The organism is SAR324 cluster bacterium (genome assembly GCA_029245725.1).
Taxonomy (GTDB): Bacteria; SAR324; SAR324; order SAR324; family NAC60-12; genus JCVI-SCAAA005.
In genome coordinates, this window is the sequence record JAQWOT010000255.1 from 1 (window position 1) to 12,211 (window position 12,211).

Sequence of the window (12,211 nt, forward strand, 5' to 3'; positions counted from 1 at the left end):
GATTGAAAAACATCGAATTGGTGAAGGATGGGGGGACTTTATTTCAGCCGATCTTGCAAGCCAAGATGATGGAACTATTCATGCCATCCCTTGGACTGTTGATACTTTTGCAATGGTTTATCGAAAAGACATTCTAGAGAAAGCTGGAATCAAGGAATTCCCGAAGACTTGGAAAGAATTGCATGACGCTAGTGTACAAATTAAGGAAAAAACAGGCGCTGTGGGTTGGGCTATTCCATCAGGTAGTGGACCAACAAACTCTATTTGGTTTTTCTTGAACTTCTACTGGTGGTCTAACGGATGGTCTCTTGTCGATAGACAGGCAGATGGTACTTATTACATAAACATAACCCCTCAACAAATTGCTGAAGGCCTTGATTACTATAAGTCTTACTTGGATAAAGGCATCAACCCACAATCAATGTTAAACGTAACTAATTGGGGAGCCCAGGAATTAATAGAAGGCATGATCCGAGGTGATTTTGCAATCATCAGTACGCCTGAGAACGTTTTAGTTCAAATTGAATCAGCGTTTAAGCAGAGATATCCTGGTGAGAGCAATCCGTTTGCTTCCACTATTCATCCCAAGAGTTCTGTTACTTTCGTAGGTGGGCGTCAACTTGGGATCAACGTAAATACCGAACACTCTGAGGCCGCATTCAAACTAATAAAATATTTAACAAATGAACCTGTCTACACGGATCATTACGCTGGGATGTGGCCAGCTCAAAAGACGCTTATTAAGCAATTGCCTCAAGTAGCCTCTCATAGTGGGTACAAAGATCAATTAATACTCGCAAGAAGTTGGGGGCCATATTCAACAGGACCTATTCCAATACCAACAATGTGGAATTGGGTTGGAAGAGGAGCAGGTTCTGTTTTTATTGGTGAAAAAACTTCGATAGAGGTAGCTAATGAAATCTATGAAAACATTAAGAAAGAACTTTAGATAAAATTTTAAATCTGAGGGAATCAGATCATTTGATTCCCTCAGAATGAACAGTCTAATAATTTGATAAATGAAAGATAATAAATTCGTATTTTATTTATTAGTTCCATCATTCTTCTTTATTATCTTTTTTTACCTCTATCCAACATTATATAATGTAATTAATAGTTTTACTGACTTAAATTTATTTAAGTTGAGAAAAGGAGGTAGTTGGATTGGTTTGAAAAATTATATTGATCTATTTTTAGATCCTGAATTTATAAGAGTTTTTTTCAATACAACAATTTGGTTAACCCTTGTAGGAGTCACAGTCAGAATATCTTTGGGTTTACTTTTAGCATTTTTAATTAACTCTGACACTCTAAGAAAGTATAAGTTAACAGGTTTATTTCAGGTATCACTGATAATACCATGGGCGACTCCCTCAATTGTAGCTGTTGTGGTCTGGAGGATGATATTAGATCCACAAGTAGGATTTATTAATCAAACACTAATCAAATTTGGAATACTAGATGACCCAATCGCCTTTCTATCTAATACAAGCTTTGTTTGGCCATCAATTATTACTATCATTACCTGGAACACATTGCCATTAGTCACACTGACATTCTTAGCTAGTCTGAAGTCAGTTCCAGCTGAACTACTTGATGCTGCTACTGTTGATGGTGCCAATAAATTGCAGAAAGTAATTTATATAATTCTCCCACACATGATTCCATCAATAGTTGTGATGATTCTGATGTCAACATTCTGGACATTTAATAATTTTGCTTATGTTTGGTTAGCGACGGGAGCTGGTCCAGGTACATTTACAAATGTAATGGCAACAGAGGTTTATCTGAAAGCTTTTGTTGACGGAAGAATGGGCTATAGCTCAGCATTGGGGATCGTAATGGCATCAATCATGACAGTTTTTGGAATTATCTATTTAAGAATGATTGTTAGACGAAATCTGAAAGAAATATTCTGATTATTAATTCAGGCTTTATTTATTAGTAAGGTTTATATCAGCTTCTGATGTACTTACAAAAATATTTTAAATTGATTCCTTAGTAAGATTACTTATTATCAGTTTCATTTGAATAGGTGAAATTTTAAATGATAAATTAATATATGATTTATTGTTTTTTTAAACTTTCATAATTTTATATATTTTTTCCAAATATATGATGAAAATTTACTCAATTGCACCATTTTATTTAGACTTTATTTTAAATTGATTCTCTTAAATTAAGTTAATTCTTTGCAGAACTTTAATGATTAGTGAAATTGCTATTCTATTGCTTGCATCTATTCTTTTTATCTTGACAATATATCCAACAGTTTGGGTATTTATCGCATCTTTTAAATCGAAAGAAACTATTTTTTCAAACGAACATGCCACTTATACTTTAGATAATTTTAGAGAGCTATTTGAATCTGGTTTTGGCATATTTATTTACAATAGTTTTTATATTTGTTTGATTTCAGTATTTATAACAATTTTCGCATCAGTGACATCAGCATATGTGTTTTCAAGAAGAAAATTCAAATATAAGATAGTTTATTTTGGCTTTATTATGTTAGGCCAAACATTTCCATGGATCATTCTTGTCACACCAATGTTTATCCTATTTGCTAAATTAGGATTTTTGAATAGTCATATTGGAATGATTTTCTGTTACGTGGCAGTGAGTTTACCATTTTCTGTTTATCTGCTTGTTGGTTATTTAGAAAGTATTCCTAGAGAATTAGACGAAGCAGCTCTAATGGATGGGTGTCCACCATTTCAAATAATTTGGAAAATAATTTTTCCAATCATGATACCTGGTATCATTGTGACAGCTGCATATTCCTTCTTATTGATGTGGTCGGAGTACCTTTTTGCATTGGCATTTTTGACAAAGACTAAATTTAAGACCATGCCATTGGAACTATATGCCTTCTTTGGTGAACATACTACTGAATGGGGACAAGTTATGGCGGCCTCCGCATTAACTACAATACCCACTCTAATACTTTTTCTCCCACTTCAAAAACTGATTTCAGAAGGGTTAACCGCTGGTTCGGTGAAAAGTTAAAAAAACTGTTTATCAGTCACATTGTTAAGACTTCCTCAATAGCCAAGCGAGAACGGTCATCCATCCTGTCACAAACAATAAACCTCCCAATTCTCTGCCCAATTCAACAGCTTCATTCTTCATAGCGACTACGTTCCAGAATGAACCCCAGTCGAACTGCTCTTCAGTCATCAGAAATTCACGGCCAACTGCTAGACTAGCCAACAAGACCACAGCAGCCCAAACCAAGGGCAACCACCAGGGGAGTTGACGGACTAGTGAGAAGCCAGAAAGTAATGCAGTTAGGGTATAACAAACAATCCAGCGAAACGGATCTGGATCGTTCCACTGAACCAAAGCACTCAAAAGCAGGAGTCCTGTCATTAAGATCGTGACGACTTTCCAGAGGATTGACTTGGTGAGCAAAGTAGCCTTTTAGGTGGTGAAGATAACCCTTGAAACATGAGCTTCAGGTCATCCTTTGACAGCTCCCCCAGTCAGAGAACTGCTAATTGATCGATAAAATAATAGGCCAACAATCAAAGGTGGTAGTAAAGATAAAATGATGACTGCAGAAGCTACCCCCCACTTCACTCCTCCTCCGCTTGCCGAGAAAAAGAAGGATGCTCCAATCGTTATAGGTGTAGCTGATTTTGTAGTCAGCATCAGCCCAAACAGAAATTCATTCCAAGCATAGACGAACCCTAGAACAGATGAAGAAGCAATTGCCGCAACAGACAGTGGCAGGATGATCCGCAGTATGATTGAGAGGGTCGATGCACCATCAACCCTGGCAGCATCATCCAGTTCTTCAGGTATGTTTCGCAATGTTGACGATAGCAGAGCCAACGTCAGGGGCAGATTGATGATGCACATGATTAGTGCCAGGCCCAACAACATATCAAGTAGGCCCACGGCCTGAAACATCATGTAGAGGGGGATGGCAAAAATGATCAATGGTAGGGCTCGCAGGTTTAGCACGAAGGGCAACAACCAGTTTCGACAAAGCCAGTTCTGACGATGACATAAGCCGCTGGAAAAGCCGGCAAGAGGGTGAAAAATGCTCCTAATGCAGAGATGACCAAGGAATTCCAAAGAAAATGTAAAATATCAAATCGGTCAGCCATCTCAAAAATGAGAAGGGATCGACCGATACGCTGTGTAGAGGATCAACAACGCAAAAGGTGTCCACTGTAGAATTTCAATCGTGACCAGAGTTAGGAAAGTGTTCTCAGTCCCTAGAAAAGCAGGACTGTCACCCACCCACTCCCAGAGGTAATAGAGGACCACTCCAACGAATTCGTGCAAGATCAGCCGGTACATTAGACCAATGAGAGCTGGTGCGACCATCATGAGCGCCATCAAAACGGCCATTAGCCAAGGATGACGAGCCAGAAGGGGTTCGAGATAGATTGCTAGGCATAAGGCCAGGAATAACTGGACAAGCGATGCGGTGAGACCGAATTTTAGCGAAAATGCAAGGGCATCCCAGTAGGTGGGGTCCTGCAGGGTCTTAAAATAGTTTTCAAAACCCTGCAGGCGTGGAGCGAGGAGGTTTTCAAAAGTGACCTCTGAAACACTGTAGATTAAGTCCAGCAGCAGAGGGAACCCCAGCATCATTATAAGAAATACGGTGATTGGAGCTGTCAGCCAGAATTTTTCCTTGCTGCTTACCTGCATGCTGAACTTGAATCCTAGCTGGAAAAAATGCCTGGGAGCTTACTTGAGAAGATCAGCCATTCCCTTGCTAGTCGCTAGCATTGCTTCGCCCAGAGACTTGGTTCCTGACCAGTAGCCCGTAAACTGCTCAGCTTGCAATGTGTAGATCTGCAAGGCAGAAGCAGAGGTGCCTCCATTCATCACAAACCCGTAACTCCCAGCAAAGTCCCCTAGTTTGATAAGATCAGGCCGATCACCAGAAATTTTATCTGTGATGGATTTAGCCATAGCTGGAGAACCGCCACTCAAAGCATAGGTCTCCATAGCATCAGCACCAGAGAGCCAATTCAAAAACTTGATTGCGGCATCCTTGTTCTTGGAGTTCTTGTTCAAGCCCAAGCCCAAACCATGAATATGAGTAACACGTCTGGCAGGTCCTGCAGGAGGAGCAACTGTGCCAATCTTTCCTGCCACTGCAGGGTTTTCCTCGGGATTGTTCAAGCTAACGAAAGCAGCGTTCCATTGCAGCATGGTGGCTGCCTGTCCAGAACCGAAAGCAGTGTTTGCTTCTGCATATTCGTATGAGGTCGAATAATTCGGAGAAGCACCAGCATCATAGAGCGTCTTGTAAAGCTGAAGTCCTTGCCGGAAAGCCCAGGAATCAACCATAACATTGCCTTTGGCGTCCAACCACTCACCACCATGAGAACGTGCAGTCGAGTGCCAGATCATCATGTTGAACAGCAAGTTTTTCATCTGTAGGACTGTTCCGTAACGAGTTGGGCTGGCAGAGTTGATGCTCTTTGTGAAGAATAAGGCTGTCGCTGTGTAGTCTTCCCAGTTCCAGGTATCAGGATTTTTGGGAGATAGTGTTTTGCCCAAGTATTTCTGGGATATTTCGCCATAGATCTTCTTCCAGCCTGCATCGCTTAGTAACTTGTCAATCAAGTCATTGCGATAGTACATGAAGTGCAAACTCAGACCAGTGGGTACACCATATTGCTCACCTTCAAATTGCATGGTCTTCAACACTTTGTCTCCGAAGACATCCGTTGCTGCAGATGGTAGACTTAGTGGTTGCATTTATGGGGCGTAGCGTCCAACTGCATAAGTTGCGGTTAGGTTGATGTCAAACTCAGTCGTTCCGGCGGCCAAGTCAGCCTGCAGTTTGTCCCAGAAGCCATCTCGATTGAAGAAGATCAAGTTGATGGATCCATTGCTTTTGCCAGGGCCTGCGTTGTAGACTTCAACTACTTTCCTTAAAGCTGTTTCTTCGGGGCCACCAGGCCAACCTAAGACGGTGACTTGTGCCCACAGGACTTTACTGCGAAAAGACTGACCAACAATACCAGTCCAAGTTTGGTAGACATCTTTTTCATTGGAACCTCAAATTGAGTTTAGAGATATAGAAACAGTGATCTGTTTCTAACTTGATTCAAGCAGAGAAACTACCTGCGGGAAAATACTCTGCTTGAGATAGATCGGATACCGGAGTAACAGATAAGGCGAAGCTTGTATCCGATAATGAAAATAAGCGCAAAAAAAATTAGAGGATCACAAGTTGTAGTTTTTTGTAGTGAACCTTTGAGAGAATTTGAAGACTTGTGAAAACAGCTCAAAAGTGTGAAATGGCGAACTTGAGACTCTGTAGAAACTTTTTGAAGGGATGACCATGTCAAAGCAGCTAATTTATGTGGGTGGATATGCCTCTCCTGAGATGGAAGGGATTCAGCTTTTCACTCTTGATTTGACCTCTGGTCAGTTGACCTATGTTAAAGGCGTGAGGGGAGTTGAAAACCCATCTTTTTTGACTCTTACCAGGGATTTTCAGCGTCTTTATGCAGTGGTGGAGGTTTCAGAATATCAGGGCAATCCAGGTGGTGGAGTGGCAGGCTACGTAATCTCCGAAGAGGGCAGAACACTTAACCCTTTGAACAACCAGCCAACCAATGGAAATCATCCTTGTCACCTGAGCTTGTCTCATTCTGAAGATGCGTTGTTCGTTGCGAACTATTCGGGGGGGAGTGTCGCCGCCTATCAAGTCATTAAGGATGGAAACCTCTCAGGCCCCAATGATTTTCATCAGCATCACGGGAGTTCGGTAAATCTGAAACGTCAGGAAGGGCCTCACGCACATATGGCTCACCTGACACCAGACGGCCGGCATCTGCTTGTCACGGATCTGGGCACAGATCAGTTGATGGTGTATCAGATCAATTCTCAGGAAAAGTTGGATCTCCTCAAAGATCGCTGTTTGAAACTTCCAGCTGGATCTGGGCCTCGTCATTTGACGTTCAGTCATTCAAATAAGAGGATGTACCTGATCAATGAGTTGGGGAATACGATTCTCGTGTTTCCTATGGGTGAGGATGGTCTGCCTGCCAAGGAATCCACTCAAGAAATCAATACTCTCCCTAGAGATTTTTCAGAAGAGAGCACAACGGCAGACATTCATGTACATCCCAGTGGTAAGTTCTTGTACGGCACCAACCGAGGGCACGATAGCTTCTGTTGTTATCGGATTCTACCAGATGAACAGTTGGAATTGATCGGGCATGTCCCCACAGGAGGGCAATCCCCAAGAAATTTTTCCATTCATCCCGATGGAAAATGGTTAGTAGTGGCTCACCAGGTCTCTGGCAATATTCTTTCGTTTGCCGTTGATCAGGAAACTGGAATGTTGAAGCAATCTGATGATCAAAAACTCAATCTTCAGCCATCTTGTTTGCAGTTTGGGCATCCTTCACACTGAGCAATCATCGCATACGATGAGATCCGTTGACGCCATCAGAACTCTATCATTTCCTGGACGAACATCAGATTTCATATGAAAAATTTGATCATTCACCAGTCTACACTGTGGAAGAGTCAAAGAAATTATCCCCTGCAATGTCAGGAGGAAAAACCAAGAACCTCTTCGTTCGTAACAAAAAGGGCAAACACCACATTCTGTTGACAGTGGAGCAGGACAAACGAGTTGATCTCAAGAAGGTCTCTGAATTTATCGGGTATGGCCGCTTAAGTTTCTGCTCGCCAGAACGCTTGCTCAAGTATCTAGGAGTGGAGCCTGGATCGGTTTCCCTGCTGGGGATTCTAAATGATCGAGCTGGGGAGGTGGAAATCCTGATTGACGAAGATCTTTGGAAGGAAAAATATCTTTTGTGTCATCCACTGGTCAATACGAGCACTCTCCGTTTGGGCAGGGAAGAGCTGGTGAAATTATTTCAACTGAGTGGGCATCCTTTCCGTTTGCTTCCAATTCCTGAGTTGGAGGAATAAATTGTTGTTTGTTGGTGAGATTGCGTTCTTCTCTGAATATAGAATTGCCTCACCCGTTTGGGAGCAAAAGGACCTTACCGCTACGGCCTCCTTGATAGGCATGCCGAAGGGCTGCTTCAAGCTGATCTAAATTGTAGGTTGCTTCAACTGGGGTCGAAATTTGTCCTGAGACCACAAACTCCTCCAATTCTTCGTAGAGCTGTTGCTTTCGCATCCACAGACATTCCTCCTAAGGTTTTGGCAAGCAAGAAACCAGTCAGGGTGATCCCTTTGAAAACGACTATGTCTGCGTTCAATTGACAGGGTTCCTCACTGAGTAGTCCGTAATTGACGACGGTTCCTTCTTCACTCAAGATCCCACCAAGAGTCAAAGTCGCTTTCCCAGCAACGGCATCGATTGCCAATGGGATATTGGCATCTCCCAACTCAGCTCGGACTATTTCTGGCAAATCTTCTCCTTCCACCATCACCAAGTCCGCACCGATTTCAGACAACTCTTTTTCCAGTCCCTCACGCCGAATAATGTTCAGGGTGTGTACCCCTCTGGCCCTTGCCAGTTGAATCAGGTAACGACTGACCGCTGAGTTTGCGGCATTTTGAAAAACCCAATCACCGGGTTTAAGATCAACATAGTGATCAAGTATGAACTTGGTGGTAGCCGGATTGACTTCAAGCATCGCAATTTGAAGTAAGTCCGCCTCAGCGGATACCTTGATCAATGTCGAAGCTGATACTTGAATCTCCTGACTTCAGTTCGCCCTGCCCATGCTCATCACCCAATCTTCTACCGCAGAGCCATGGACACCGCCTTCTATCGCTGAGATGGACCCCACTCCTTCAATGCCAAGTCGGGCGGGTAAAGGTGGCTTCGAAGCATATTTTTCCTCCATGATCAGAATTTCAGCAGGATTGATTGGGGCTGCGTCAATTCGAAGATGCACTTCATCAGTGGAAGGTGATCCCAGTTGAGGACCGTCAACGGTTTTGCAGACCTCCCAGGGAAGCCCAAAAGATTTCAACTCAACGTGCTGCATGCTCATTCCCTTAAAAAAGTTCACGAAGATCATTCCAAAAAAAAGACCGATGATCTCATGGAAAATAAAGGAGACTGTTTTTCACTCTTCAAAAATGCCTTACTTCAAATCTCTTTGCTATGTCCCAGATTGGCAAGTCCTGACATGATAAAAAGCTGAATTCAGCACGGAACCTCTTTCTCGGAAATGAAGGCTGTCTTTGACTCATTTTGAAATCTTGGTTTTTTCTTCGAGTTACCACAAAAGCTGGGGTCAATTTTTTAAAAAATAATCTGAATCTATTATTTAACTGTTGAAAATTGATTTAATGAACTAATTATTTAAATTTTAAACAATATAATCAGTTATTTTATAATTTTTCATAAAAATAATAAATTTTTTATTGACATTATATACAAGTTATATGTAATATTATTGTAACAATTAATTTGGTGATTGAAAAATCATTCATGGCAGTTAATCCAATGAAAGTGGATTCTTTGAATCAACGCTAAGCAGGATGCTTACTCAAAACATGGAGTTGAAAATGTCAGTTCAGAAAACAGCCTCTGTTGAAAACCTTGTCCGCAACATCGAGCGACAGCGCAAGTCCCACCTCCTAAATCGATACCGCACAAAAGCTAGTCTGGTTTCAAACTCTGGAGCCACAGGATATTTGAGGTTGGATCCTAGATTTGCCAAGCCAAGTTGGCTGAGCCTACCCAGTTGGTTGGGCGGCAAAAGCTTTGGGCAGGCTTGTAGAGTCCAGGTTAGTCATTCTTATCTGGCACTTCCAAAGTGCATCCATCCGAATGCTTACTAAAGACAAAGCCTAACACTAGGTCCAGCTCTGAAAGAGCTATCGTCACAGAGATTTTTTTGCACAAAATCGATGATATAGTTTGATTCTAAGTAGATCAAATCAGCTGGTAAGCAGTTGCAGTTCTTCTAGTCAAATTGGTCGCTCCTAAAGGTATATTTTATCAAAGGCTAGTGAAGATTAGAGGATAAAATTGGCATCGATGTCGTTTTAGATATGTCATCGTGGCTCCCTACTGCAATTGGAAATCGATAGAGAACTAATTCCGAAGTATTGGCAGGGATAATCGCCTCATGTGTTTGAGGTAGGAAACTAAAAATGCGTGGCAAGGGTGGTTCTTCAAGATTTAGTTTGGGCTAATCCAAGACTTCAGAAATTGCAGACTCAAGATCACTCCACAAGTCTTCGACGTTCTCAATTCCTACCGAAAATCGACAGAGCGTCATTGGTACTCCTGCTTCGCGTTCCGCTTCATATCTAGATCGACGTTCGATCAGGCTCTCTACTCCTCCCAAACTCGTAGCATGAGTAATTACTTTGAGCGATTCAAGAATCTGATCGGTTCTCTCGGAAGTCGTATCAATTTCGAAGGAGAGCATCCCACCACAACCATTGGGAAGTACGCGCTTTGCCTTCTCATGTTGTGAATCACCAGGCAAGGCTGGGTAATTGAGTTTCCTGATTTTCGGGTGGTTCTTTAAGCGTTTTGCTAGTTCTAAGGCATTGGATTCAGAGCGATCAAGACGTACAGCAAGGGTTCGAAGGCCACGCAGTGCAAGGTAAGCATCCAATGCTCCAGGTATAGCACCGAAATCATGCCGATGCTTTATCATGAAGTGGGCATGTGGGTTTGATTTACAGATGACTGCCCCAAGTAGTAGATCTGAATGTCCCCCAAGGAACTTTGTCACAGAATGCAGGACGATGTCCACATCGAAATCCAGTGGACGTTGGCGAAGTGGCGTAGCGAAAGTTGAGTCGACAATGGTGAGGATGTTCAGTTTTTTCGCTGCTTTGACAATCACAGGAATGTCAGAAACGACTAAGGTTGGGTTAGAGATGGATTCCATCCAAACTGCATCTGCACCTTCGAGCGCAGCGATCGTAGCATCAGTGTTGTCGCCATCAATCAGGCGAACGGTCAGCCGTTCGTGACTTTCCAGCCGTGCAAAAATGTTCTTTACACCGTAATACGCGCCAGTAGGGACTACCATGGTGCCGCCTGGATGAATGAGCTCTGCGATAGCGGTTGCAGCTGCGAGCCCGGATGAAAATGTGGTTGCTATTCCACCATCAAGCTGGCCGAGAGCTTCTTCCAGTGCCCCCCAACTTAGATTGCCATCTCGACCGTATCCGAGATCAGTGGTGTGAACATACGTTGAAGAGAGAGTGATGGTTGTATTCATGGGAGCACCAGCGACTCGTGAAGGACGCCCAGCCTGCACTGCAACGGTGTCTGGATTCCAATTCGATTCTACTGGAACGAATTCAGGATATTTATTGTTAGGCATTGGTTTTCTCTGCTCACTTCTTTCAGTGGCGGTTGAACAAGAAATGCTGAGTCTTCCAGGCGTTGGTTCTGCAAAGTCAGCAAGCTGAAAATCACTGCTTTCTAGACCTGAAGCAAGTAGTTTGATGATGATGGAGTCGAAAGGTACTGCAAGGCACTTGATCAGGCACTAAAATTAGGGAGTATAGGTAAAGTGTCCCAAAAGTTAAATTCTGATTATTAAGTCCAACTTTACAGTGGTGGTCTCAATCCAATTGGTCCAGAGAATTCATAGGAAGAGTATATTTTAAAGACAATTACGGTTTTGAACGATTTCTTGAGTTGTTGTGAGTGAACTGAGTCGATATAGTGATGAGTCATTAAATAATTCTTTCAAAGTGTTGGAAGAAAATTAGAGAAGAAGAAATGAAGAGTTCGGGAAAATGAAGAATACAGATCCAGAAAAATCACTCTCAAAGCTGCGCAAGAATATGCGCATCAAGTGGTATCGCTGTCCGATTGAAGCTAAAGAATTGCGAGAGTTGTCTCAGTGGAGTGATGCCAAGGGATATTAGTTGGTGCTTGGCCATCTTGGAATTTGGTTGACTACCGGCACTTTGACTTTTTTGTTTGCTTACGCAGGTTGGTGGTTTGCTGCTCTTTTTCTGTTATTTGTCCATGGTACTGTGGGGACTTTTTCATTGCACTTTGGCACGAACTTACTCACAGAACTGTTTTCCAAACCAAAAAACTGAACACATTTTTTCTTAGGATTTTTTCTTTCCTAGGTTGGCTCAGTTTCCCGGTCTATCAAGTGAGCCACAACTATCACCATCGCTTTAGTCTGCATTCGGCTGTTGACAAGGAATTGGTTCTGCCAAAAATCCCATCACTAAAGCCGCTATATCTTCTGCAATTGTTCACCTTCAATTTTTCAGGTGGTTTTGATTCAAGAGGCTTGAT

General features: G+C 42.4%; 13 protein-coding genes and 1 pseudogene. 7 read left to right on the plus strand and 7 right to left on the minus strand.

Features of this window, described 5'->3' with window-relative positions:
* From P8O70_14245 to P8O70_14255, 3 genes are all read left to right on the plus strand, one after another.
* A partial coding sequence (locus P8O70_14245) for an extracellular solute-binding protein (GenBank protein ID MDG2198014.1) occupies nucleotides 1-949 on the plus strand: 949 nt, incomplete at its 5' end.
* A 70-nt stretch (nucleotides 950-1,019) separates the two neighbouring features.
* Entirely contained in the window at nucleotides 1,020-1,919 is a 900-nt protein-coding gene (locus P8O70_14250; GenBank protein MDG2198015.1) for a sugar ABC transporter permease, read from the plus strand.
* 286 nt (nucleotides 1,920-2,205) lie between these two features.
* Nucleotides 2,206-3,009, plus strand: a complete 804-nt coding sequence (locus P8O70_14255) for a carbohydrate ABC transporter permease (GenBank protein ID MDG2198016.1) — start codon at nucleotides 2,206-2,208, stop codon at nucleotides 3,007-3,009.
* A 24-nt stretch (nucleotides 3,010-3,033) separates the two neighbouring features.
* Here P8O70_14255 and P8O70_14260 read toward each other — a convergent pair whose 3' ends face one another.
* The 4 genes and pseudogenes from P8O70_14260 to P8O70_14275 form a co-directional block, all read right to left on the minus strand.
* The gene (locus P8O70_14260; protein MDG2198017.1) at nucleotides 3,034-3,414 is read right to left on the minus strand and encodes a transmembrane 220 family protein; all 381 of its coding nucleotides are present in this window, start codon (nucleotides 3,412-3,414) and stop codon (nucleotides 3,034-3,036) included.
* 48 nt (nucleotides 3,415-3,462) lie between these two features.
* On the minus strand, nucleotides 3,463-3,978 hold the full coding sequence (locus P8O70_14265) for an ABC transporter permease subunit (protein ID MDG2198018.1): 516 nt from the start codon (nucleotides 3,976-3,978) through the stop codon (nucleotides 3,463-3,465).
* Between the two features lie 138 nt (nucleotides 3,979-4,116).
* Nucleotides 4,117-4,668: a hypothetical protein gene (locus P8O70_14270; GenBank protein ID MDG2198019.1), complete on the minus strand. Its 552-nt coding sequence runs from the start codon at nucleotides 4,666-4,668 to the stop codon at nucleotides 4,117-4,119.
* Between the two features lie 39 nt (nucleotides 4,669-4,707).
* Nucleotides 4,708-5,994 (minus strand): annotated as a pseudogene (locus P8O70_14275) (extracellular solute-binding protein).
* Nucleotides 5,995-6,319: 325 nt separating this feature from the next.
* Here P8O70_14275 and P8O70_14280 point away from each other — a divergent pair.
* A complete protein-coding gene (locus P8O70_14280) occupies nucleotides 6,320-7,399 on the plus strand; it encodes a lactonase family protein (GenBank protein ID MDG2198020.1) in 1,080 nt (359 codons plus the stop codon).
* A 26-nt stretch (nucleotides 7,400-7,425) separates the two neighbouring features.
* Nucleotides 7,426-7,926: a prolyl-tRNA synthetase associated domain-containing protein gene (locus tag P8O70_14285; protein MDG2198021.1), complete on the plus strand. Its 501-nt coding sequence runs from the start codon at nucleotides 7,426-7,428 to the stop codon at nucleotides 7,924-7,926.
* A 143-nt stretch (nucleotides 7,927-8,069) separates the two neighbouring features.
* On the opposite strand, the gene P8O70_14290 is transcribed toward P8O70_14285, so the two are convergent.
* The gene (locus P8O70_14290) at nucleotides 8,070-8,645 is read right to left on the minus strand and encodes a zinc-binding dehydrogenase (GenBank protein ID MDG2198022.1); all 576 of its coding nucleotides are present in this window, start codon (nucleotides 8,643-8,645) and stop codon (nucleotides 8,070-8,072) included.
* A gap of 30 nt (nucleotides 8,646-8,675) precedes the next feature.
* Entirely contained in the window at nucleotides 8,676-8,984 is a 309-nt protein-coding gene (locus tag P8O70_14295) for a hypothetical protein (protein MDG2198023.1), read from the minus strand.
* A 502-nt stretch (nucleotides 8,985-9,486) separates the two neighbouring features.
* On the opposite strand from P8O70_14295, the gene P8O70_14300 reads away from it, so the two are divergent.
* The gene (locus P8O70_14300; GenBank protein MDG2198024.1) at nucleotides 9,487-9,762 is read left to right on the plus strand and encodes a hypothetical protein; all 276 of its coding nucleotides are present in this window, start codon (nucleotides 9,487-9,489) and stop codon (nucleotides 9,760-9,762) included.
* Nucleotides 9,763-10,115: 353 nt separating this feature from the next.
* On the opposite strand, the gene P8O70_14305 is transcribed toward P8O70_14300, so the two are convergent.
* Nucleotides 10,116-11,270 carry an aminotransferase class I/II-fold pyridoxal phosphate-dependent enzyme gene (locus P8O70_14305; GenBank protein ID MDG2198025.1) on the minus strand — a complete coding sequence of 385 codons (1,155 nt, stop codon included), beginning with the start codon at nucleotides 11,268-11,270 and terminating at the stop codon, nucleotides 10,116-10,118.
* A 421-nt stretch (nucleotides 11,271-11,691) separates the two neighbouring features.
* On the opposite strand from P8O70_14305, the gene P8O70_14310 reads away from it, so the two are divergent.
* On the plus strand, nucleotides 11,692-11,823 hold the full coding sequence (locus P8O70_14310; GenBank protein ID MDG2198026.1) for a hypothetical protein: 132 nt from the start codon (nucleotides 11,692-11,694) through the stop codon (nucleotides 11,821-11,823).
* Nucleotides 11,824-12,211 lie beyond the last annotated feature (388 nt).